24 protein-coding genes are annotated in these 23,583 nt (G+C 42.7%); 10 read left to right on the top strand and 14 right to left on the bottom strand.

All coding sequences use genetic code 11. The annotated features are described in order from the left end of the window. The first annotated feature begins 63 nt into the window (after window positions 1–63). Entirely contained in the window at window positions 64–897 is an 834-nt protein-coding gene (locus MP3633_RS10655) for a CvfB family protein (RefSeq protein WP_112141651.1), read from the top strand. A 55-nt stretch (window positions 898–952) separates the two neighbouring features. Here the strand turns inward: MP3633_RS10655 and MP3633_RS10650 are convergent, their stop codons facing one another. Further along, on the bottom strand, window positions 953–1,900 hold the full coding sequence (locus MP3633_RS10650; RefSeq protein WP_176335526.1) for a ketopantoate reductase family protein: 948 nt from the start codon (window positions 1,898–1,900) through the stop codon (window positions 953–955). Between the two features lie 83 nt (window positions 1,901–1,983). Here MP3633_RS10650 and MP3633_RS10645 point away from each other — a divergent pair, with 83 nt between their 5' ends. Next, window positions 1,984–2,469, top strand: coding sequence for a YajQ family cyclic di-GMP-binding protein (locus tag MP3633_RS10645; protein ID WP_112138312.1), 486 nt, complete (start codon window positions 1,984–1,986; stop codon window positions 2,467–2,469). Window positions 2,470–2,544: 75 nt separating this feature from the next. Here MP3633_RS10645 and MP3633_RS10640 read toward each other — a convergent pair whose 3' ends face one another. After that, entirely contained in the window at window positions 2,545–2,856 is a 312-nt protein-coding gene (locus tag MP3633_RS10640; protein ID WP_244959593.1) for an MGMT family protein, read from the bottom strand. Between the two features lie 61 nt (window positions 2,857–2,917). Between MP3633_RS10640 and MP3633_RS10635 the strand changes: the two genes are divergently transcribed. From MP3633_RS10635 to MP3633_RS10620, 4 genes are all read left to right on the top strand, one after another. Further along, complete coding sequence (locus MP3633_RS10635) at window positions 2,918–3,388, top strand: FxsA family protein (protein ID WP_112138314.1); 471 nt, start codon at window positions 2,918–2,920, stop codon at window positions 3,386–3,388. A 128-nt stretch (window positions 3,389–3,516) separates the two neighbouring features. Then, window positions 3,517–3,807: a co-chaperone GroES gene (locus MP3633_RS10630; protein WP_024022707.1), complete on the top strand. Its 291-nt coding sequence runs from the start codon at window positions 3,517–3,519 to the stop codon at window positions 3,805–3,807. A 59-nt stretch (window positions 3,808–3,866) separates the two neighbouring features. Beyond that, window positions 3,867–5,510, top strand: a complete 1,644-nt coding sequence (gene groL / locus MP3633_RS10625; protein ID WP_112138321.1) for a chaperonin GroEL — start codon at window positions 3,867–3,869, stop codon at window positions 5,508–5,510. Window positions 5,511–5,953: 443 nt separating this feature from the next. After that, the gene (locus tag MP3633_RS10620) at window positions 5,954–6,859 is read left to right on the top strand and encodes a DMT family transporter (protein WP_176335525.1); all 906 of its coding nucleotides are present in this window, start codon (window positions 5,954–5,956) and stop codon (window positions 6,857–6,859) included. Between the two features lie 65 nt (window positions 6,860–6,924). Here the strand turns inward: MP3633_RS10620 and MP3633_RS10615 are convergent, their stop codons facing one another. From MP3633_RS10615 to MP3633_RS10570, 10 genes are all read right to left on the bottom strand, one after another. Continuing rightward, a complete protein-coding gene (locus MP3633_RS10615) occupies window positions 6,925–7,095 on the bottom strand; it encodes a hypothetical protein (protein ID WP_176335524.1) in 171 nt (56 codons plus the stop codon). Between the two features lie 29 nt (window positions 7,096–7,124). Then, complete coding sequence (locus MP3633_RS10610; protein ID WP_176335523.1) at window positions 7,125–8,069, bottom strand: class I SAM-dependent methyltransferase; 945 nt, start codon at window positions 8,067–8,069, stop codon at window positions 7,125–7,127. A 168-nt stretch (window positions 8,070–8,237) separates the two neighbouring features. Next, a complete protein-coding gene (locus MP3633_RS10605) occupies window positions 8,238–9,647 on the bottom strand; it encodes a PepSY-associated TM helix domain-containing protein (RefSeq protein ID WP_244959592.1) in 1,410 nt (469 codons plus the stop codon). 110 nt (window positions 9,648–9,757) lie between these two features. After that, window positions 9,758–10,234: a DUF2946 domain-containing protein gene (locus MP3633_RS10600; RefSeq protein WP_176335522.1), complete on the bottom strand. Its 477-nt coding sequence runs from the start codon at window positions 10,232–10,234 to the stop codon at window positions 9,758–9,760. Window positions 10,235–10,267: 33 nt separating this feature from the next. Continuing rightward, a complete protein-coding gene (locus MP3633_RS10595; RefSeq protein ID WP_176335521.1) occupies window positions 10,268–10,636 on the bottom strand; it encodes a DUF2750 domain-containing protein in 369 nt (122 codons plus the stop codon). 125 nt (window positions 10,637–10,761) lie between these two features. Further along, window positions 10,762–11,778, bottom strand: a complete 1,017-nt coding sequence (locus MP3633_RS10590; protein WP_176335520.1) for an adenosine deaminase — start codon at window positions 11,776–11,778, stop codon at window positions 10,762–10,764. 151 nt (window positions 11,779–11,929) lie between these two features. Beyond that, window positions 11,930–12,997 carry a BMP family ABC transporter substrate-binding protein gene (locus MP3633_RS10585; RefSeq protein WP_176335519.1) on the bottom strand — a complete coding sequence of 356 codons (1,068 nt, stop codon included), beginning with the start codon at window positions 12,995–12,997 and terminating at the stop codon, window positions 11,930–11,932. Between the two features lie 70 nt (window positions 12,998–13,067). Continuing rightward, window positions 13,068–14,000, bottom strand: a complete 933-nt coding sequence (locus MP3633_RS10580) for an ABC transporter permease (protein ID WP_112138334.1) — start codon at window positions 13,998–14,000, stop codon at window positions 13,068–13,070. A gap of 9 nt (window positions 14,001–14,009) precedes the next feature. Further along, window positions 14,010–15,077, bottom strand: coding sequence for an ABC transporter permease (locus MP3633_RS10575; RefSeq protein ID WP_176335518.1), 1,068 nt, complete (start codon window positions 15,075–15,077; stop codon window positions 14,010–14,012). Next, window positions 15,074–16,627: an ABC transporter ATP-binding protein gene (locus MP3633_RS10570; protein WP_176335517.1), complete on the bottom strand. Its 1,554-nt coding sequence runs from the start codon at window positions 16,625–16,627 to the stop codon at window positions 15,074–15,076. Before MP3633_RS10570 ends, MP3633_RS10575 begins: the two co-directional genes overlap by 4 nt. A 527-nt stretch (window positions 16,628–17,154) precedes the next feature. On the opposite strand from MP3633_RS10570, the gene MP3633_RS10565 reads away from it, so the two are divergent. The 3 genes from MP3633_RS10565 (at window position 17,155) to rlmM (ending at window position 20,105) form a co-directional block, all read left to right on the top strand. After that, window positions 17,155–18,231 carry a GGDEF domain-containing protein gene (locus MP3633_RS10565; RefSeq protein ID WP_244959590.1) on the top strand — a complete coding sequence of 359 codons (1,077 nt, stop codon included), beginning with the start codon at window positions 17,155–17,157 and terminating at the stop codon, window positions 18,229–18,231. A 106-nt stretch (window positions 18,232–18,337) separates the two neighbouring features. Beyond that, entirely contained in the window at window positions 18,338–19,006 is a 669-nt protein-coding gene (locus MP3633_RS10560; protein ID WP_176336783.1) for a TIGR01621 family pseudouridine synthase, read from the top strand. A 46-nt stretch (window positions 19,007–19,052) separates the two neighbouring features. Continuing rightward, window positions 19,053–20,105, top strand: coding sequence for a 23S rRNA (cytidine(2498)-2'-O)-methyltransferase RlmM (gene rlmM, locus MP3633_RS10555; protein WP_176335515.1), 1,053 nt, complete (start codon window positions 19,053–19,055; stop codon window positions 20,103–20,105). Window positions 20,106–20,209: 104 nt separating this feature from the next. Here rlmM and MP3633_RS10550 read toward each other — a convergent pair whose 3' ends face one another. Then, a complete protein-coding gene (locus MP3633_RS10550) occupies window positions 20,210–21,880 on the bottom strand; it encodes a L,D-transpeptidase family protein (RefSeq protein WP_176335514.1) in 1,671 nt (556 codons plus the stop codon). Continuing rightward, a complete protein-coding gene (locus tag MP3633_RS10545; protein ID WP_176335513.1) occupies window positions 21,877–22,164 on the bottom strand; it encodes a YkgJ family cysteine cluster protein in 288 nt (95 codons plus the stop codon). Before MP3633_RS10545 ends, MP3633_RS10550 begins: the two co-directional genes overlap by 4 nt. 123 nt (window positions 22,165–22,287) lie before the next feature. On the opposite strand from MP3633_RS10545, the gene MP3633_RS10540 reads away from it, so the two are divergent. Continuing rightward, window positions 22,288–23,583 carry a GGDEF domain-containing response regulator gene (locus tag MP3633_RS10540; protein ID WP_244959586.1) on the top strand — a complete coding sequence of 432 codons (1,296 nt, stop codon included), beginning with the start codon at window positions 22,288–22,290 and terminating at the stop codon, window positions 23,581–23,583.

Genomic DNA, 23,583 nt, shown 5'->3' with positions numbered 1-23,583 from the left:
ATCAGTATTGCGCTTACTCATGAAGTGCGTATAGTGCGAAAAAAATTGCTTGCCGGAGAATTCATGGCTACTCAAATTGGACGCTTAAATACATTAAGAGTCGTAAAAGAAAAAGATTTTGGTGTGTATTTAGACGCCGATCAACTAGGTGAAATTTTGCTGCCTAAACGATATGTACCGAAAGGTCTGTTGGTCGACCAAGACGTAGAAGTGTTTGTTTATTTAGACTCGGACGATAAATTAATTGCGACAACGGATTTACCAAAGGCTCAAGTTGGTGAGTTTGCTGCACTAACTGCAATCGCGGTCAATCAGGTGGGTGCTTTTTTTGATTGGGGTTTACCAAAAGATTTGTTGGTGCCTTTTAGTCAGCAAAAAAATCGAGTAGAAGAGGGCGAAACACATTTGCTTTTTATCTACCTGGATAACATCACTAACCGTATTGTGGCAACAACAAGAGTGGATGCACTGCTCAATCGCGAAGAAGCACCATACAAAGTAGGCGATAAAGTTTCTATTATCATTGGTGATAAAACCAATATTGGTTTTAAGTGCGTTATTGATAATCGTTTTTGGGGTGTTTTGTTTTTTGAAGATGCTTTTAGGCAGCTCCGCAAAGGTGAAAAAACCACTGGTTTTATTAAACAGATGCGTGAAGATGGCAAGATTGACTTGAGTCTTCAAGAAGTGGGTTATAAGAAAGTTCGCAATATTTTAGATGATATTTTGGATTACTTGGATGCACAGGGTGGAGAGTCTCCATTAACAGATAAAGCGTCTCCCGAAGCTATTTATGCTGTTTTTAAAGTCAGTAAAGCGACCTATAAAAAAGCAATTGGTGCACTGTATAAAGAGAAAAAAATTCAACTTACAAAAGAAAAAATCACCAAACTGTAAGTTTTTTAAAACAGTTGGACTGAGTTTATAAATAGTTGAACCCCAAAAAAAGCTGCTAAGTAATACTTAGCAGCTTTTTTTGTGTCTCTTCACGTTGCTCTGGAAAGGCGATGCCATTAAACAGTAGTTGTTGAATTGGTAGGTCTATTGGGCTGTTATTCAGAAGAAAGCCAGAAATGAAACTGTTTTCAGTTTGTCGTTGTAATCTGATGTCTTCGTGCATTGAGGATCGATTTAAACGTGTCAGCTGAGCGATGGTATTCACCCTGTTTTTAAGATTTTCACAGGTTAAGTGTTGGCTTTGTTCGGCGTAGCTGAATTTTGGATGGGAAAATATATTTGCTAATTCAGACAATGTTGCGCTAACCAAGGGCTTGAACTCATCGTTTAGAATGTCGCCGTTGTGTATGTTGAAGATCGCGGTAATAGGGTTAATGACTGCATTGACGGCCAGTTTTTCAATCATCCTTTGGCGAATATTAGTGACGGTTAAGCTGTCAATTGGAAACGTTTTGGCTGGTGTTGATGGTCGCCATTCGCCAAAGTAAGTGTCACCTAAACCGGTATGTTTAATGTGATGGGCTTCTATTTTCAAAACCCCTTCACTGGTTATTCCTGCCCATAGCGTTTGGTTATCCGATAGCACGCTTTGCAATTCTTCTTGAGCGCCTATGCCGTTACACAGACAGGCAATATTCGCATCGTCTGTAATGTGTTCAGCGACTTTTAGAAACGCATCTTTTAAGTCAAATGATTTTGTGCAGAGCAGTACGTTGTCGTATTGCTCGCTTAGCTCGTCGGCGGCAAAGCTTTTGATTTTGTGTTTTGTCGCTGTGATTTTTTGCTGGCCGTCTTCATTGGTTAGTGATTCCAGCGTTATTTTTTTACCAGGACTCTCTGACCGATACACTAGATGGACCTTATTGCCGAGTTTTTCTAGCTTACAGGCCCAAAATAGACCGATAGCGCCAGCGCCGATGACTAACCAAGGCGTGTTCTTCATAATAGTTTTCCATTAGGTGTTTTATTTCAATCCCTGTTATTATCGCTCCAAAATACCTATTTGAACATGAAAAGGAGCAGAAAATGCCATCATTTGACGTAGTATCTGAGCTAGATTGGCACGAAGTCAGTAATGCCGTGGACCAAGCTAACCGAGAAATTGTCACTCGTTATGATTTTAAGGGTGTAAAAGCAAGTTATGAAATTAAAGATAAAACTAGTGTTGTGATGGAGGCTGAGGCGGAACCTCAACTTCGTCAGATGTCTGATATTTTAAATCAAAAATTGGTTGGCCGTAATATTGATTTAAAAAGTTTAGAAAAAGAAGACGTAGTAAAAGGCAATCTGCGTGCATCGCAAGCGGTTAGAATGAAAGAAGGGCTTGAAACGGATGAAGCGAAAAAAATCGTAAAGCTGATTAAAGAAAGTAAAATCAAAGTGCAGGCGCAAATTCAAGGTGATCAACTTCGCGTTACTGGTAAAAAACGTGATGAATTACAGCAAGTCATGGCGTTGTTACGTAGTGCTGACTTAGCTCAACCGGTTCAATTTACTAACTTTAGAGATTAAGTATTTAGACCTAATTTTTTTAGAGTGTAAGTTGAGAAAGGGGAGCCTTGATTTTTTCTAGCGCCCCCCTTAATTTTATGGATGTTCATTTATGGTCAGCCTTGTACCAACGATAATCCAACCTTCTTGTTCAAGCCTTGCCCTTTGCCTAATATAGGCGTCTGTATTTTCTGCGAAACTGATTTTGCGTTGCGAGTTTACTACTCTGTGCCAAGGTAATTTAGTGTCTTTGGGAAGGTTTTTTATTAAACGACCCACTTGCCGTGCATAGCTAGGAAAACCTGCTTGCTTGGCCAGCTCTCCATAAGCTATGCATTCTCCTGACGGCACTTCGTTTAAAATGACGAGTACTTGAGATTTAAAATGGTCCATCGCTTGATTAGTCACACGTTCGCCCATAGATAGGTGTTATTCGTTGAATTCAAGTATCAAATTAAAGAAGGTGATTATGAGATTTGCTCTTTTACTTTTTATTCTAGTGCCCATTATTGAAATGACGGTCTTGATCCAAGTCGGTAGTAAGATTGGAGCATTGGCAACCGTTGGTTTGGTATTTCTTACCGCTATTGTAGGTGTCACGCTCATTCGTAAGCAAGGGTTAGAAACCTCTTTAAAAGCGCAAGAGAAAATGCGTCGTGGTGAGTTGCCTGCCTCGGAAGTTGCTGAAGGCTTGATGTTAATTTTTGCAGGTTTGTGTCTACTGATCCCAGGGTTCGTGACGGACGCTATTGGCGCATTATTACTGGTTCCGCCACTTAGAAAGCTGTTCGCTGCCGGTTTGGTTCTTAAGTTCATTAGTTCAATGATGGCTCGTGGTAATCAATGGCGTGGTGGGCAAGGTTATGCATCACGACAAGAAGGGGAGATCATTGAAGGTGAATACGCAAATGAAGATAATGATTTAATAGATAAAAAATAATTTTTCGCGTGGGTTGAAATACGAATTACTAACCGTATATAAAGCCGATGAGAGATTCTTGTGTATACCATGAGATTTAAATCCTGCCAGGGGAATCCTGGTGTTGTTTTAATTGGAGAAAATGATTGATGAATATTCGCCCTTTGCACGATCGTGTTGTTGTTCGCCGTAAAGAAGAAGAGACAACAACCGCATCTGGTATCGTTCTTCCTGGTTCTGCAACAGAAAAGCCTACGCAAGGTGAAGTTTTGGCTGTGGGTACGGGTCGTATTCAATCTAATGGTGACGTTCAAGCGTTAGCTGTTAGTGTTGGTGACACTGTGTTGTTTGGTCAGTATTCAGGTCAGACAGTGAAAATCAATGGTGAAGAACTACTTATTATGAAAGAAGACGAAATTTACGGTGTTGTTGAAGCCTAAATTGTCTTTGTGGTTCATATTCGATTTGCAATATTTAAAACAGTTTAAAGGTATTAAGAATGTCAGCTAAAGAAGTTAAATTCGGAGACAGTGCACGTCAGCAAATGCTGAGAGGTGTGAACGTTCTTGCAGATGCAGTGAAAGTTACCTTGGGGCCTAAAGGTCGTAACGTAATTATTGAAAAATCTTTCGGTGCGCCACTGGTTACTAAAGACGGTGTGACGGTTGCGAAAGAAATTGAACTTGAGAATCGGTTCGAAAACATGGGCGCACAAATGGTGAAAGAAGTTGCTTCTCAAGCCAATGATGTTGCTGGTGACGGTACAACAACAGCGACAGTTCTTGCTCAAGCAATTGTTACTGAAGGTCTTAAAGCGGTTGCAGCTGGACGTAACCCAATGGACCTTAAGCGCGGCATAGACAAAGCGGCTGCAGCAGTAGTAAAAGAAATTGCTGCGCTTTCTACGCCTTGTAAAGATACTCGCGCCGTAGAGCAAGTTGGTACTATCTCTGCTAACTCTGATTCTTCTGTTGGTAAAATCATTGCGGAAGCAATGGAGCGCGTTGGAAAAGAAGGCGTTATCACGGTAGAAGAAGGCTCTGGCTTTGAAGATGAGCTTGCTGTGGTAGAAGGGATGCAGTTTGATCGCGGCTACCTATCTCCTTACTTCATCAACAACCAAGAAACGATGAGTGCGGAACTAGAAAATCCATTCATTCTTCTTGTTGATAAGAAAATTTCAAATATCCGTGACTTGCTACCAATTTTGGAAGGTGTCGCTAAAGCGTCTCGTCCTTTATTGATCATTGCAGAAGACGTTGAAGGCGAAGCGTTAGCAACTTTGGTTGTTAACAGCATGCGCGGTATTGTTAAAGTCGCTGCTGCTAAAGCGCCTGGTTTTGGTGATCGTCGTAAAGCAATGCTTCAAGATATTGCCGTTATTTCTGGTGCTACCGTTATTTCTGAAGAAGTTGGTTTGAGCCTTGATACAGCAACTCTAGAACTACTTGGTACTGCTAAACGCGTTACGCTAACGAAAGAAAGCACGACGATCGTTGATGGTGCCGGTGTTGCTGCAAATATCACTGGCCGTGTTGATCAAATTCGTGCCGAAATTGCTAACTCTTCTTCTGATTACGATAAAGAGAAGCTTCAAGAGCGTGTAGCTAAATTAGCTGGCGGTGTTGCCGTTATCAAAATTGGCGCAGCAACTGAATTGGCAATGAAAGAGAAAAAGACACGTGTAGACGACGCTCTTCATGCAACTCGCGCAGCGGTTGAAGAAGGTGTGGTTGCTGGTGGTGGTGTTGCACTGGTTCGTGCGTTGACTAAAGTTGTTGACCTTAAAGGTGATAACGAAGATCAAAATGTCGGTATCGCTCTAGCTCTACGTGCGATGGAAGCGCCAATGCGTCAAATCGTAACAAATGCTGGTGCAGAAGCTTCTGTAGTAGTAGATAAAGTAAAACAGGGCGAAGGTAACTACGGTTACAATGCGGCAACTGGTGAATACGGCGATATGTTGGAAATGGGTATTCTAGATCCAGCTAAAGTAACGCGTTCTGCACTTCAAGCGGCTGCTTCTGTTGCTGGTCTGATGATCACAACTGAAGCCATGATCGCTGATATGCCAAAAGAAGATGCTGGCATGCCTGATATGGGTGGCATGGGCGGAATGGGTGGCATGGGCGGAATGATGTAAAAAAATAGAGTGTAAACTCTATACCGCTACATTCTAGTCATAAGAAAAAGCCCGAATAGTAATGTTCGGGCTTTTTTATTTGTTAATGTGTCCCATCCTGAAATAGGTTTACACCTTGGAGGGCTATGATATGTGGGGTTATACCACCTGAAGGTGTCGGTGTTGCAATGACATCTCCCGCTTTCTTAGTAGCTGGTGATATTGTTCTCTGTGAGGTTGAGGGGTTGGGTTCGATTAATAGTCGGGTGAAATTGTAAGGTCTGCAAAGTCCACCCAGAGTAATTGGGTTTGCTATCAAGCTGGGCGATGCGCCAATTGAGTTACAGTCTCAAGGGGCCGGGACTCTTAAACGATACTATCCTAATGTCTTATTTTTTGGCTATTTCCAAGTGATGATGGCAGTTATACTGCTTTTCTTTTCTAATCGCAGAGATGCAAAAAACATGAAAGACCAGTCATCATTGGACACTAAGGTTATGGTGAAAGGCTACGCCTTGGCTTTAATTGCGATCATGGTGTGGACGGGTTTTATTCTGATCTCACGGGCCGGCGCATTAGCTTCACTGTCTTTACCAGACATGATGATAGTGCGATTTGGCACGGCGTTTGTGCTATTTTTTCCCTTTATTTGGATTCACCGAAAAGTGATTTTTCAATGGCGAATGATAGCGGTCGGTGCTATCGGTGGGTTGGCTTATTCGCTCTCAGTGTTTAATGGTTTTCAATACGCCCCTGCAACCCATGCGGCTTTATTATTGCCAGGGTTGATGCCAATTATGATTGCTGTACTAGCTTATTTTCTGGCTGGAGAACGGCACTCTCGGTTTGCTTGGATGGGAATAGGAATCAGCAGTTTAGGGATTTTAGCTTTGCTGTTAGAAACCTTGTTGTCAGGTGTTTCTTATTGGCTGGGTGATATCAGCTTTGTCGCTGCATGTTTATTTTGGGGTATATTTACCGTCCTGTTAAGGCGCTGGAAATTTGCTCCGTGGCACGCTACGTTGGGTGTTATTACAGTGACTACTTTGCTCTATACGCCTTATTACTTCACTCAGATGTCTAATGCGTTTCAGGGCGTTTCCTACAGCATGATTGGGCTACAGGCCTTTTATCAAGCGATTATGGCGATCGCGGTGCAGTTTGTTTGCTACGGTAAGGCTGTACATATCTTAGGTGCTACTAAAATGGGCGCGCTGATGGCTATAGTGCCGTTACTTGCGAGTATGTTCGCAGTTCCATTATTTGGAGAGCAAATTACTGTTGGGCTTATTATCGCTCTGGTTTGTATTTCGGTCGGTACAATAGTGGGGAATGTATTGCCTATTAAGCGACCTCTACTGAAAATTTGACGTTTCAGTGCTTTAGTAATAATAAAACGATAATAAAAAACGATTACCGTTTTATTTAGTGAATTTTAGTCTTTTTTCTCGATGGTAATTTCTAGCGTTTTAGAGCTGCCAGCAAACCATTTTTGAACATAGAGCGTTCCCATGATAGGCGCTTTCCCTTCTTCTGGGATTTCTTGATAGCGCACGCTGTTTTTAGTTTCTTTTTCGTATTCAAATGTCACGGTTGTTTTAGACATTGTGCTTTCCTTTGTTTTGTTAGTGTTCGTTATGATTTTTTCTTTTGGAAAATAAGTGCTTTTAAGCCGCTTTCGATATCAATGTCGAGAAACTCTGGCGGATTATCAAGTCGATACTGGTATTCCAAGCTGGGGGCTTCTTCACGCATGCCATCAATGAGAAACTGCGCAGGAATGGTCGGGTCGTTTACACAGGCAAGCACTTGACCATTTTCTGTGAGCAGCTCTGGTAATCGGCGTAATATTTTCTGATAGTCTTTTGTTAGCGCAAAACTGCCGCGCTGAAAGGTGGGTGGGTCGATGATAATTAAATCATATTCGCCGTATTTTTTAATTTTCCCCCATGACTTGAAAATATCATGAGCAAAAAATTTAACGTTATTTAAATCGTGCTTATTGAGTCGGTGGTTTTCTCTTCCTCGACTAAGAACGGCTTTTGCCATGTCTAAATTAACAACGAAATCGGCGCCGCCAGCGATAGCGGCAATAGAAAAGCCGCAAGTATATGCGAATAAATTGAGGACTCGTTTGTCTTGGCTGTTCTCTCTTACCCAGCGCCGCCCGTATCGCATGTCTAAAAAAAGACCGGAATTTTGGTTCTCTCCTAAATCGAGTTGAAAAAGTAACCCTTCTTCGTTAACGACTTGGTGTTCTTGATAATTGCCCCATAAGCATTCTGTAGGACTTCTCTCTCGACTTCGATGCTGAAGCAGGAGTGATTGCACTTTGCTGGCTGACCATTCTTTTTTATTCGTCCAATTGATAAGTTCATTATTTAATTTATCTAATGAATCCGACGTCGGCTCCTTGAAAAGGGAAACCAATACTTGACCTTCAAGCCAATCTACCGTGATGTGTTCAAGTCCTGGAAAGCACCTGCCTCGTCCATGAAAAAGTCGTTGGGTGTCTTGTGGTGACGATATAAGTTTGAGTAACACCTGTTCTGAAAGGGTAGCGAGTGCTTGTGAGTCCATAAAGATCGTTTTCTGGCGGCAATTTAATAAGGTGTGTATTTTACTGATAACAAGGCGAGAGGCCAGAAGAAACCCTAAAGAAAAGGGCTTTTGAAAGGCGGTGCGTTAAATAAAAGGCTCACCGAGCGCTATAAAAAAGCTCGGTGAACGATTGATTCTTTCTTTCTTTTATTGACGTTTCCAGCGCCAAATATCAATTAACAGGAAAGCCAGTAGGCTGACGCCCATAACCGGTAAGCTGACGCCCAAAAATAGTGTGACGAGAAGGGTCAGTGTTTTTTGAATGGCCGAAAGCTTCGCCCATGCTTGAAGCAAAGGCTTAGACGTTGATCCTGCCGATGGGCGACGAATCCACCACATTTTATAGCCCCATATAATCATTAAGCACAAAGACAAGCCGAATACCGTCAGTATGATTTGGTTGATGGCGCCAAACAAAATGCCCATGTGAGCATCAATTCCCCAACGAATTAATTTAGCGACCAGCGGGAAATTCGCAAAGTCAGCGCGGCTCGTGACGGTCATGGTGGCTGCATCAACAGCAACACTGTCTACTTGAGTCGGCCAAGAGCGGTCTATTTCACGTACGAACCAGGCTTTGCCTTCGCCTTTAGCGGGTTTTATTTCAAGCTTGTTGGCATCGATGCCAGCATTACGCGCCGCTGTTAACACACCATCAAATAATAAATCTGGATTTGTACGAATGTCAGGAGTGTCGACATTTGGCTCTGCATCGCGATGATGAATGTGATCAGCGTGCTCATCTGATGTGACAACTACATTGCTTGCGGCTAAATCTAAAGAGACAGAAGGGGTAACCCAGCCAATATTTTCGCGTAATGCGCCAATGTTACCGCCAGCCCATTTTGACCAGGTGAGGCCAGTGACTGAGACAAATATTAAACCAATGAAGATACACAGGCCTAATTGATAGTGGCGTCTGCGTTTGCGCAAATGTACTGTTTTCGATGCAAATTCAAGCTGATTTTTTTTCCCGCCCTTGTACCACAGAAATAACCCACCCAATGCCGAGATCCAAAGCCAAGACGCCGCCAATTCGCTGTAATAGCGACCTACTTCCCCTAGAAGTAGTTGGCGATGAAGGAAATCTATGGTGGTTCTCAGTGGTAATACGCCGCTGGTTCCGTATACAGGTAGATTACCTTTTAAATCCAATGTGACAGGGTCAATAAACAATGCTCTTGCGCCAGTTAGGTTGGCGGTAGGGTCTAGAAACATAACTCGTGTCGTGTCACCTTGTTCTGGAGCAGGGCGAACCGCAAATAAGGTTAAGTCGCTGCTAAGATGCGATCTTGCAGCGGTAATTTGCTCCGCAAGTGTTTTACTCTCTCCAACGCTTTGTGTTGTCAGTGCTTCTTTATAGATGGCATCCTCAAGTTGAGGAGAAAGGACATAAAGTGTTCCTGTTAAAGCGGCAATAAAAATAAACGGCCCGATAAAAAAACCGATATAAAAATGCAGTCGCGTAATCAGTAATAGCATGGCATTTGAAGGCTCTGAGGCCTTATTTTGTGTGCTTGTCGGCATGATAAATATTCTCGTATCAGAAAAGGGCATAACAACGCCTCTGAGCTTAAGCTCACTTTTCTAAAGTGATAAAAACGCACGGGTAGGTAATCATTCTGTGTTTCAAACAGAATAATTAACGTCGTGTGGTGTTTGGTGGGTTAGGTTGTTATGGCGGGCGGCGCTCTGGGCTGGATCGAAGTGAAAGGCACAGAGTATGTGTGCGAAATGGTCATCGTGACTATCGTGGGATAGTGACTTTGTGTGAGCGGAATCAGTTCGAAGGTTTTGGCATCGATCCAGTTCAAATGAAAGAGAAGTGAGCAATAGCCACAGGCTTCTAAGACGTTGGTGCTTTCTCCCTCTGCGTGGTGTCCATGATGGCCGTCATGAGCTGAGCTGTTGCTTGCTTTTTGAGACATCATTTGAGAGTGGTCGTGTCCCGCCGTCGACATGTTCTCCGTCATCATGACTTTCATAGCCATGTTTTTTATGATCGTTGGCTTGGGCGAGAGGGTCTTGGCTACTTGCGAGTAGAGAGGGGCGAAATAAATAAGAAAAACGGCAAGCAAGCAAACGCACACAGTAAATTGTGTGCGTTTGCTTGGCGTGTTAGGCCGTTTTAATTGGAAATGCATAATGCGTCCGGTTCTTTTTTACAAGAAAAGACACTATTTTTGTAGGTCGGCCGCATGTTCTTCAGCAGAAGAAACGATGCATTCACCGGCAAGGTTTGGAGCAACACCCACAGAGAATTTGTCGTTTTGCATGCCTGGCAGCCATTTTTTTGACCAGTCAGTCGCGCTTATTTCTAGACCTTTGAATCCTTCGTGATCTTTTTCACCCCAACCAGATGCGAGCGCTTCTGTTGGCCAAATTGGTAATACTTTATCGGTACCAAGATCGATGATTAAGCATCCCTCTGCATCGGCAAGCGCCCAGATGGATTGCGACTTTTTGATCAGTTGTAGAACCTGATCGTAGCGTTCGCTGCTTGTTAGACGGTAAAAGCTATCATCAATGGCGAGTGTATTTGACATGGATAGGGCTCGGTAGTTTAAAAAAGCGAATCTTACCATAATAAAATTGAGAGATTAAAAAGAATGATTGCCGATCATTCTTTTTAAGGCGTTTCCGTAAGGCGACTAAATGTAACCGGGGTTATTTATTTGAAGAGGGCGTGCAGCTGTTTTAAGTGTTTTTCTTTTGTGGTGTTTTTCATCCAGCTGCCAGTGATGCCATTTTTGGCCAGTTGCAGCAATTCTTCTTTGTTGATGCCGGTACGGCGGATTAAAGATGCATAGTTGTCATTCATATAGCCGCCAAAATACGCTGGATCATCAGAATTGACTGTTGCGTGTAGGCCGAGTTTCAGCATGTGTTTTATTGGATGATCTTTCATGTCATTAACGACACAAAGCTTTAGATTAGAAAGTGGGCAAACGGTTAGTGTTAGGTCTCGTTTTTTGATTTCTTCGATGAGCTTAACGTCTTCCAGTGCTCTATTGCCGTGATCTATTCTGTCCACACCGATTTGATTTATGGCTTGCCAGACATAATCTGGCGGTCCTTCTTCTCCCGCGTGAGCGGTTACTTTTAAGCCGAGGTTTTTACAGACTTCGAAAACACGTAAGAATTTTTCTGGCGGATGACCAAGTTCCGAGCTGTCTAGGCCAACACCATCAATCCAGTTAAGGAAGGGTTTTGCGTGTTCAAGTGTTTCAAAGGCACTTTCTTCACTCAGGTGGCGCAGAAAAGACATAATAAGTTTAGAGGTCATACCCCATTTTAGTTGGGCGTCTTGAAGCGCGTTATAAATGCCTTTTATCTGCACGTCGAATGGTATGTCGCGAGATAGGTGGCCCTGTGGGTCGAAAAAAATTTCCACATGAACGACGTTTTCGCTGTGCACTTTTTCCAAATACGCCATGGTTAGCTCGTAAAAGTCGGCTTCATGAAGCAGTACGGACATACCTTGATAGTATAGGTCTAGGAAATCTTGTAGGTTGGTAAATTGATAGGCCGCTTTAAGAGCTTCTACTGTGTCGTATTTCAATTTAACTTGGTTGCGTTGTGCTATGGCAAACATCTGTTCGGGCTCAAAGGTGCCTTCAATGTGTAAGTGAAGTTCGGTCTTCGGCATTGTCTTTGAAAGTTCGATCAGTGTGTCAGTTGTGTCCATAGTATTACCTTTATTTGGCTGTATTAATGCTGTGTTTAATTCTTAAATATAGCAATAAACACTAAGATGAAAAGAAAGGGTGTTCGTAGGTTGATATCACGATTCGAAAACGGGGGAATATACAGCCAGCGCCGCTGGCTGTATATAAGGATTAACGAGGAATTTCGTCGGTAATGCCTTCTACGTACCAATTTACTTTAGCAAGCTCTACGTCTGTTAACGAATGGTTAGCAGGAACGGCGATGTTGCCTTTGTTGTCTTTGATTGGGCCAGTGAATGGTTTGAATTCGCCGGATTTGATCATGGCGTAGGTCGCATCAATTTTAGCACGAACATCTTTAGGAAGATTTGGGTTAATAGACGCCAGTGTTAGCATGTCATCCTGAAAACCACCCCAGAAATCTTGTGACTTCCATTTCCCGTCCATAACCGCTTGTGTGGTTTTGACGTAATAAGGTGTCCAGTTATCGCGAACAGAAAAAATGTGAGCATTTGGCGCGAATTTACTCTGATCAGAGGCTTGACCAATAGCGCGTAAACCACGTTTTTCAGCGGCAATAAGCGGAGCTGGACTGTCTGTATGCTGTAGCATCACATCAACACCTTGGTCCATTAGTGCATTGGCAGCATCGGTTTCTTTGCCTGGATCGTACCAAGTGTTCGCCCAAACAATTTTTATCTTCACATCAGGATTAACGCTTTTTGCGCCCATGTAAACAGCGTTAATATCACGAATAACTTCAGGTATTGGGAATGAGCCAATGTAACCAATGGTGTTGGTTTTCGTCATCATGCCTGCCGTTACGCCTGAGACATAACGACCTTCATAAGTGCGAAGTGTGTAAGTGCCTAAGTTTTTAGACAGTTTATAGCCAGTAGCGTGTTCGAATGTCACGTTAGGGAAGCGTTTTGCTACTTTTACGGTTGGGTTCATAAAGCCGAAAGACGTGGTGAAAATAAGATCATTTCCTGCTTTTGCCAATTGAGTGATAACTCGCTCAGCGTCTGCGCCTTCTGGTACGTTTTCAACGAAAGTAGTTTTCACCTTATCACCGAAATGTTCTTCAAGGCCTTTACGCCCCATATCGTGTTCGTAACTCCAGCCTAAATCACCAACAGGCCCAACATAGACAAAGCCAATTTTTAACGGGTCTTCTGCTTGAGCAAAGCTTGCTCCAGCCAAAAGTCCTAGGCTTACCAGTAAACTTTTAAATTTCATTTTTAGCTCCTTTTGTGCCCGAAGGCATTTTTTTATGTAATGTTGAAAAATTAGGGTTTAAATCTAAATTCTAAGCCATGTTTCTCGGGTCAAAGGGTTTGCCTAAAGACCGAGGGGCGAGCAGTTTTTCTTTAAACTGATCTGCGCTGATGATGACCATAACAATAACGGTTGCTACATAAGGCATCATGGCGAGTAGGTTTGGCGAAATCGACCAGCCTAACCCTTGCAGTACCAAATGCATAATACTGGCCAATCCGAATAAATAGGCCCCCAGCATGATTCGTCCTACGCGCCACGACGCAAAAACAACTAGGGCTAGGGCAATCCAACCGCGGCCGGCGGTCATATTTTCAACCCACATGGGGGTGTAAACAAGAGACATATAGGCGCCTGATATCCCCGCCATAACGCCGCCAAACATGACGGCTAAATAGCGTACTCTTAGCACCTTTATACCGATGGCGTTGGCAGCGTGAGGGTTTTCGCCGACAGCTTTGAGAACGAGGCCGATACGAGTTTTATTCACAACAAAAATGAGCGCAAAGGTCATGACAAATGATAAATACACCAAGATGTCATGGCTAAACAATATGCGACCCAAGAATGGAATGTCAGATAAAAATGGAACAGCGATAGGTTGGAATCCTTGAACCGTTTGACCAACGACACCAGAACCTATAAACGCGCTCAATCCGGTACCAAAAATAGTTAAGGCAAGGCCTGTAGCCACTTGATTTGCCCCTAGGTGAAGTACGAGTACGGCAAAAATAAGGCTCATAAGGCAGCCCATTAACATGGCGGCGAGAACGCCTAATCCAGCGCTTCCTGTTCCGTAGGCGGCTAAAAAACCAACAACAGCGCCCATTAACATCATGCCTTCTTGGCCGAGGTTGAGTGCGCCAGATTTTTCACAAATAACCTCACCTAATGCAATAAAGAGAAGTGGTGTGCCGGTTTTGATGGCGGCAAACAAGATTTGTACGATTAGATCCGAGTCCAAAGTGTGCTCCTAGTTTGTCGCTTGGTTAGAAAAGGCGAGACGATTGTTGATAAAAAAATCACATGCCAAGAGAAAGAATAATAAAACGCCTTGAAACATACTGACAACGGCAACGGGAATGCCCATTTCTATTTGTGCTAGATCGCCGCCCATATAAAGTACCGCCATGAAAGCGGCTGCGAGAATGGCGCCGATAGGATGCAATCTTCCTAGATAGGCGACAATGATGGCTGAGTAGCCATAGCCAGGAGATACATTAGGTACTAATTGTCCGATCGGCCCAGTAGTTTCGCTGACACCGGCGAGTCCTGCTAAAGCACCAGCAAATAACATGACAAACCAACTTATTTTTTTGCTACTAAATCCTGCGTAGCGAGTGGCCGCTTCGTCTGCACCAAAAACGCGTATTTGAAACCCCAGATGGGTTTTACTTAAAATAAACCAACCGACAACACCGGATAAAACAGCAAAAACGATACCGAGGTGTGTTCGGCTGCTTTCAAACAGTGTGGGCAGTAAGGTGGCGTCAGAAAATAAGGCGGATTCTGGGAAACCAAAGCCTTCAGGGTCTCTTAGTGGTCCATGAACGGCCCAAATAAGAAGGTATAGGGCGATGTAGTTGAACATAATGGTGGTTAAAATAAGGTTCGAGTTATAACGCAACTTTAAGAAAGTCGGAATCGCGGCCCAAATCATGCCGGATGCAATGCCAGCCAATAGAGTGATAGGAAGTGCAAAAGAAGATTCAGAATCGATAAAGTAAAGCGCCATAGCAGAACCGCCTAACGCACCAGCGAGTAATTGTCCTTCTGCGCCGATGTTCCACATATTAGCTCGGTAGCATAGTGATAAGCCAACGGCACAAAGTAGTAGTGGTGCCATTTTCACGAACATCTCACCAATATTGTAACTGTCTGCCAAAGGTGCAATTAAGAGTACATGTAAGGCTTGAGAAGGCGACTTACCAATGGCTGAGAATAAAATGCAGCCAAAAATTAAGGTTAATGCGATGGCAAGCAGTGGGGAGACAACTTTCATCAAAGAACTTGGCTCGGTGCGAGCTTGAATGCGGATCATACCTTGGCCTCTGATGTTTGAGCCGTTTTAGTGTTGATAAAAGTGCCGGCCATCCATTGGCCTATCTGGTCTATGTTGGTGTCTTGTGTTTTTACCACGGGAGACAAATGACCATCGCAAACAGCAGACATTCGATCTGCTAAAAGGAACAGTTCGTCTATGTCTTCGGAAACAAGCAGAATGGCTGCGCCTTGATCACGAAGTTCTAATAGCGCCTGATGGATGGCGAGAGCTGCACCAACATCGACGCCCCATGTTGGGTGTGCACAAATAAGGACTTTGGGATTTTGGCCGATTTCGCGTCCCATGATGAATTTTTGTAAGTTGCCACCACTTAAGCTTTTGGCTTCTGAAAATTCACCGTGACATTTGATCTTATATTTAGCAATGAGTGCGGTGGTGTAGGTCTTAATGCTTTGCCACTCGACTAGCCCGTTTTTTATAAAGCCTTCACTGTGAGTTAGTAGTGTATTTTCAGTTAAACTCATGTCAGGAACAGCGCCTCGGCCTAAGCGTTCTTCAGGTACATAAGCCATACCAAGCTTGCGGCGTTCTCCAGCATGTAAATGGCCAATATCTTGTTCGCAAAGCGAAAGTGCGCGCTTAACATTGCGGTTATCTTCACCGCTGATAATCGCCATGAGTTCGTCCTGACCATTACCAGCAACTCCTGCAATGCCCAATATTTCACCGGATTTCAATTCGAAATTGATATTTTTTAGTGCTGTGCCAAAAGGTTGTTTGGATGGTAAAGACAAGTTGTTGACGCTGAGAAGGTCTTCTTTGCCTTCTTTTTTTGCGTAGCCAGCATCTTGTTCGGCCAGATCGCCAACCATCATTTTTGCAATAGAGGCGGGAGTTTCTTCATTTGGAACGCAGGTGTCGACGACTTTTCCTCCACGAAGAATGGTGGCTCTATGGCAAACTTCTGTCACTTCGTGCAATTTATGACTAATGAATAAAATGCTGCAGCCTTCCTTGGACAGTGTTCGTAGAACGCCAAATAGCCCTGCCACTTCTTGTGGTGTTAGCACAGAAGTAGGTTCATCTAAAATAAGCAATTTTACCGACTGGACAAGGCAACGCATGATTTCAACTCGTTGTCTCTCACCAATGGAAAGTGAATGAACATATCGGCTTGGTTTAACATTTAAGCCATACTCTTTAGAGAGCTGAGTAATTCTACCGGCTAAATCACCTATTTTACTCAATTGGACTTGGCTTAAGCACAATTCTATATTTTGGCTGACGGTCAGTGTTTCAAATAAAGAGAAGTGTTGAAATACCATTCCAATGCCTAAATCGCGAGCAACAGAAGGGGATTTGATACTGACTTCTTTGCCATCCCATATGATGTCACCTTTATCCGGTGCCACGACACCATAAATGGTTTTTACCAAAGTACTTTTTCCTGCACCGTTCTCTCCTAATAGTGCATGAATTTCACCTGGCATCAGGGTGATACTGATGTTGTCATTAGCAAGGCAACCTGGGTATTGTTTCGTGATGTTTACAAGCTCAAGGCGTGATACCGAGTCGTGTATTTTCAATGTTCCAGCACCTTTTTTCGCATTCAATTAAATTTTATTTAAGACGATTGTGATGTTGTCAATCGTCTGCTCGTTCTGCTCAAGCCAAATTCCAGATTAGGCTAGACTTTATGTTCTTGCACTGTTATAGCTCTTTCGCCCTTTTGTGGTGCGCTAGTTAGCTGGTTTCAATTCATTTTTTGACCGGTTGGTCGGTATTTTCAATGGCTTTTACTTGAGGCTACGAATGTTTTAATCAATATCCATGCCAGAAGTGTTTTTGAAACAGTGGATTAGAATACGGAAATTCAATGTACTTGTCTTTAAACATTATTTTTTATACTGATTGTATTAAGTGGTTTCAATCTTTGTAGTAAAGCGGCTTTCATCGTTTGAATTAATAGGAAAAAAGGATCGCTTTCTGTAGAATACGCAGGTGATTTTTCACTTTATAGTAGTCTATGTAGTGGCGAATATAGCGATTCAAGCTTGATTACTTTTAATACAGACAATAAGTGCGGAATACTGTGTTTTTTTCAATAAAAAAAATGACAAAAAAGCTCCTAAACCTCGGTTTTATCGATGAGTTTGGTAATGACCTTAATCAGAAGCATGTTGTAAATTTTTCTTACCTTATGTTCTGCGCTAGCTGTTTGTTCATGGTTGTTATGTTTTTTTATCGCCAAATGCCTTCTATCGCCTTTTTTTCCTTTATGGGTCTGGTCGTTGGTCTAGTGGGTTTGCGTTATAACTATATTGGGCTTTTCTCTCGCGCCCAACTCTTGATGCCGATTGTTAAAATCGGGCAAATAACCATTCTTAGTCTGTTTTACTTTGGTTCCGCTAGCGGCTTTCATTGGCTTTTTGTCAATGTTATTGCCTATTCTTTTATCGTGTTTAGAGCAGACCAGCGTTTCATTAAATATTGGGTTGTAGCGGGTTCTGTGGTGCTGTTTTTAGTGTGCGAATTTTTGAACACTAAAGGGCTGTATTTGACATCGCCAGATCAAAGTATTGTTTTGACCGCTGTATTCCTCTGTGTATGTTTTTACTTTGCTGTTGTTATTAATCTTGTGATGAGTCGATTGAAAGCGGTAAACAGCCATTTGCGTACTTTGGCTGAAAGAGATGAATTAACAGGGTTATCGAATCGACGAAAAGTGTTAGCAGATGCGGTTAATATTTTTGCGGATTCCGTTATCAATCGAGAGTCTTGTGTTTTCTCCATTGTCGATTTAGATCACTTTAAGAAAATTAATGATACTTTCGGCCACGAAGCTGGTGACTTGGTGTTGGCGCAAGTGGCGGCGATGATGGCGTCAGTCATTCGACCTCAAGATGAGATTGGTCGCTATGGTGGTGAAGAGTTCATTGTTATTATGCGCAATACTAACTTAAAGCAGGCCGAAGCGGTTATGGAGCGTTTACGGTACTCTGTCGAGAATATGTTGATAGAAACCGAGCTAGATATTGTTATCCCCGTTACTATTAGTGCAGGTTTGGCGTCTATTGCGCCAAACGTTTCTCGTTATGAAGAAATATTAGCTCAAGCAGATAAGAGTTTATATGTCGCGAAGCGAAACGGGCGTAATCGAATTTCTTTACAACTTAATTATCAGAATTAGAATATATTTACTTCTCTATATTGACATATGAGTTGTCCACTTTCTCTGTGGATAACCTTGTTGGCTAATCTATTTTTCCTTTATTTATTCGTGGTGAGGCAAGTTTCTGCAAATATTATTTCGTACTAATGACTATTGGATTATTGATAAGCCTGCCGGGATGAGTTTCCATGCAGAGTCAGAGGGGTTGGGCGTCATGCAGTCCTTGGCGGCGGCTTATCCAGATCAGACTTTTTTCCCCGTACATCGTCTGGATAAAATCACTTCTGGATTATTGATTGTTGCTTGTCATGCTAAGGCGGCGGCTGTATTTGGCAAAATGTTTGAAAAGCATGAAGTGGAAAAGCGTTACTTGGCGTTGTCTGCACGTAAGCCAAAAAAGAAACAAGGGACCGTTTCTGGTGGAATGCAGCCAAGTAGGAGGGGGCAGTGGAAGCTTTCTCAAGATAGTGAGAATTTGGCAACTACGCAGTTTTTTTCGGCGTCTTTTCAAGGCTATCGGCTGTTTATAGTCAGGCCTTTAACGGGTAAGACGCATCAGATTCGTGTTGCATTGAAGAGTTTAGGATCGCCTATTTTAGGCGATTTTAGGTATGGTGGAGAGGAGGCAGACAGAGGTTATTTACACGCTTACGTATTGCAGTTTGATTGGCGGGGTGAAATTAAGCGTTATGTTTGTCTTCCTACGTTTGGGGAGCGCTTTTCGTCTGAGTTATCTGATTTTGTTGTAACTCAATTTGATGAATCTTTATTGAAGTGGCCCTCTAGAAAGTAATTAACATGACTCAGCAGAGGTTGAATCTGGTTGAGAAGGAATTTTAATGAAAAATGTTTTGGTTTATTGTCGTCAAGGTTTTGAGAAAGACTGTGCGGCAGAACTGTCGGAAGTTGCTAGTAGCAAAGGTTTTTATGGTTACGCTAAAGTGGTGCAGGATGCGGGTTACATTGTGTATAACTTTGATCAGGAAGATGCGGGTGAGACGCTGATTCAGCAATTAGATTTTAATCGTCTTATTTTTGCACGCCAGATCATTGCGGTTAATGATGTGATTGAGTTGGAGCAAGGAGAGCGAGTTGAGTCTTTGTTAGAAGCCGCTCGTCAGTTGCCTCTTGCTGAAGAAATTTGGATTGAAACAGCCGATACTAATGAAGCGAAAGCACTGTCTAGTTTGATTAAAAAATTAGATAAGCCTTTGCGAGAAGGTTGGAAGAAATCTGGTGTGTTGCGTAATAAAGCAGTGGGTGTACGACATCATGTCTTTATGCTGGATGGTGAAGCAGCTTATCTAGGTGTGTCTTATGCGGCGTGTCGTAGTGAGTTTCCTATGGGAATCCGTCGGTTGCGTTTTCCAGCCGCAGGCCCAAGTCGATCTACCCTAAAATTAGAAGAGGCGTTCCTGCAATTCATTCCAGAGCGAACGCTTGAAGAGGATCTGATTGAAGGTATGACGGCGGTTGATTTGGGTGCGGCGCCTGGTGGTTGGACCTATCAGTTTGTTAAAAAAGGCATTCATGTTATTGCCATTGATAATGGTCCGATGCAAAAAGAACTCATGTCTACCGGACTGGTGGAGCACGAGAAGGCGGATGGTTTTAAGTATGAGCCACCTTATACGGTTGATTGGTTGGTCTGCGATATGGTCGAACGCCCAATAAAGGTTGCGGAGTTGATGGCTAAATGGCTAGCAAATGGGTGGACAAGAAGGGCTATTTTCAACTTAAAATTACCGATGAAAAAGCGCTATCAAGAAGTGACTCTGTGCATGCAAACCATAGAAGAGGTGCTTAAGAAAGCGGGTGTGCGTTATAAGTATCAAGTAAAGCATTTGTATCATGACCGCGAAGAAGTAACTGTTTGTATTATGGTTAGGTAGTCTTCAGTTTACTGTTTCTAGGGGAACAGTTTCTAATAAAAAACCTATAAGCGTTTGATGCGTTTATAGGTTTTTTTGTGTGTTTTGGATAGGGCAAAAGCGTGTTAAATTGAATCTCTAGCGCGGAACGCAGCGTATCCCATTGCTTCTTCCATAAGTGCGTCTCTTTCATAGATATCATTGCGGAATTCCAGCATTCCGTTAGCATTGGGTACCACGGTGAAATAAACCAAATAAACCGGAATGTAGGTAGGTAGAGAAATAACGGTGTTGCTTTCGTTTTTCAGCGCTTTGGTCATTTCATTAAATTGTTTGCTGCCTTTGGTGATCTCTCTTGCAAATTCAGCTGGATTCTCTAGTCGTACGCAACCTGAACTAAACGCTCGATCTTCTTCGCGGAATAGATGTTTTGACGGCGTATCATGGAGGTAAATTTCGTTTTTGTTTGGAAACATGAATTTGTATTGGCCTAGGGCGTTCCCTTCATCTGGTTCTTGTTCAAACCGAAAGGCCAATTTTTCTTCGCTGATGTCTTGCCAGTTTATTTTGGTTGAATCTAGTTCTTTAGCTCCAATGCTCCAGCTTGAATACACTTTATAGCCATGTTTGACAAGATAGTTAGGGTCTACTTGTAACTTAGGTAGTAAGTTCTCTCTGGCAATGCGGTGCGGTACGCGCCATGTAGGATTGGTGACCATATAAGTCATCAAACCCTTGAACACAGGTGTTTTTCTGTCAGGTTTACCTATAACCGCTTTCATTGAAGTGAGTTCACCGTTTAGGTGCATATCCACAGTGTAGTTGGTTAAGTCTACCCAAATGCGATTGGCTTCTAATTCACTTGGTAGCCAGCGCCATCTTTCTAGGTTGTAGGCAATTTGTTTTGCTCTTACTTTCAAAGGCGTGTTAAGCATTTCGATGGTTTTTGAGCCTGCTGCGCCATCCGCCATAATGTGATGGCGGCGTTGAAAGCGAATAAGGGCTTCTTTCAGGCGTAAATCAAATTGCTCTTCATTTACTTTTCGAGTTGAAAAGCGGATGTCACCAAGCTGGACCAGTCGAGCTCGTAGTTGTGCGACACGAGGTCCTTCGTCACCTGCGGATAAAGGAACGCCAGCATTAACAAAAATATCTTTTTCTTTTGCGCCCAAATCTTGGTAATACACTAGCCATTTTTGCAGAACTTGATACTGCGGGCTTCGAGGTGCAAGTAGAGGAAGAGAGTTGACCATATCTGTTGCAGAATCAAAGTACAGAAGATCTTTCCAGTTGTTATTGGGGGCATCCAGTTGCCAATTAGGGTCAATCAGCTGAGGTTCATAGCGGCCATTACTTAAGTCATGAGCGTAGCTAGCTAATGCAATGGTGGTAATGACATCCATCTCGGCCAGTTGTTGAGGTGTTGGTTGCTTTAGTTCTAAGTATTCTTTGATGATGGCGGTGTGGTAATGGATAGGATTAAGGCCATGAGTGTAAGACTGCTCAAGTATGTCGACTAATTTGTATATCGACATGTTAATTTTTTTGTCTTGTATCCATATCGGGTCATAACCGCGTGCCTTGTAGACCTCAAGGACGCTGTGGTTGGGAAGTGCTTGACCTGCAACAGGAGTAAATGCGTTTAATGTTAAAGACACTTGGTCTTTTACACTGCTTTCTATTTGCGATTCACTTGGCGGTATAACAATAAACTGCTTGTTTGAATTAGATGTGGAGCAGGCGCTAAGTAATAAACTGACACAAAGTAAAGGGAGTAGTTTTTTTGCTGGTGTCATTGGTCTTTCCTTTTTAATAAGCTAGTGTGTGTTGGGCTCGTATCGACTTCCATGAGCGTCAAAATAGTAATGGCTTCTTCTCTATTGTTGCCGCAGGCGTATTCTTCGGCGGTAAAATCTGTGCAAACCTTAGGTCTTGATGCGTCTCCAAAAATAGCGCACCGGTAGTCGTCTAAAAGTTGTATACAAGGCTCTCCTGCCATTTTTCCGTTGGGCATTCCTGGAATCGGAGAGGTAATGGAGGGTGCTGTGCAGCAAGCACCACAGCCAAATCGACATTGCATAGTAAACGACCCTATTCTGAAGGCGCTAGTGTAAATAAAATCCAGAAAAAATGTACTGTTCATTTACAAAATGACACGGGTGATACAATTTTAGAGTATCAGAATGACGGGTCATAGGGGATAATGAAAAAATATACTCCAAAAAGCGCCGATGCTGCTTTTCAATACGGGATTGTGCGAATGATAGTAGAGCGAAAAATATTGGTAGTTGAAGACAGTCCTGTGGTGCTGAAGGTTCTTCATCATTTACTGTCTCGAAACCCTATTTTCACACCGGTTTTGTGTTCTTGTTATAAAGAAGCAGAAAGTAAGTTAAGTGATACTGAGGAAACGTATTTTGCCGCTATTGTAGATCTTAATTTACCTGATGCTGAAAACGGTGAAATCGTAGACCTCGTGCTTTTTCATAAAATACCCTGTGTGGTTTTGACGGGTAATTTTGATGACACATTACGTCTTAGTCTTTTGAATAAAGGTGTTTTGGATTACATTACCAAAGACAGTCGCTACTCTTTTAATCATGTTATTAAAGTCGTTGAACGCTTGAGTAAAAACCAAGGAATTAAGGTTTTGGTTGCTGAGGACTCTTCTACTAGTCGACTTTTTATTCGTATTCTCCTCGAGCAGTACCGCTTCAATGTTATTGAGGCGGAAAATGGTCAAGAGGCATTGGCTAAGTTGGAAGAAGACTCCGATATTAGGATGTTGATAACCGATTATAATATGCCGTTGGTAAATGGTTACGAATTGGTTCGTATGCTTAGGTATAACGCTCGGTTTCAGGATTTGGTGATTATTGGGTTGTCTGCGGAAGGAGATAACGCTTTATCTGCTAAGTTCATAAAAGCGGGTGCTAACGATTTTCTTAAAAAGCCTTTTTACCATGAAGAGTTTCACTGTCGTGTCGTTCATAGTCTTGAAGCGCAAGAGATGCTAGAGACAATACGTGACTTGGCAAATATTGACCCACTCACAAAGTTAAAAAATAGACGTTGTTTGTTTGATGAGGGTGAGCAGCTTTTCAGTAATAATTCATCTGAAATGTCTGTGGCAATGCTGGATCTTGATCACTTCAAAAGTATCAATGATACCTATGGTCATATTATTGGTGATGAATTGCTTGAAGCGGTAGGGCAAGATATTCGTAACGCCTTTCCAGATGTCTTGGCTTGTCGTTTTGGAGGCGAAGAGTTTTGTGTTGTGGCTAATGCGGGTGGTTTGCATTTACATAATATGTTGGAGGACTTTTTGGATGGTTTGCGTTCAAAAGAATTTACAGACGCTAAAATTGTACTGACCTGCAGTGTGGGTATGTGTTGTCAGCCTAAGGATTCATTCGAAGAGTTAATTCGTGTGGCCGACAATAATTTATACGAGGCTAAGCGCTTAGGGCGAGATCGGATAGTGTCGGATCACTAA

Origin of the sequence: Marinomonas primoryensis (assembly GCF_013372285.1) — a bacterium.
Classification (GTDB): domain Bacteria; phylum Pseudomonadota; class Gammaproteobacteria; order Pseudomonadales; family Marinomonadaceae; genus Marinomonas; species Marinomonas primoryensis.
The sequence above is the reverse complement of the archived record's forward strand: the minus strand, read 5'-3'. Positions and strand labels throughout refer to the sequence as shown.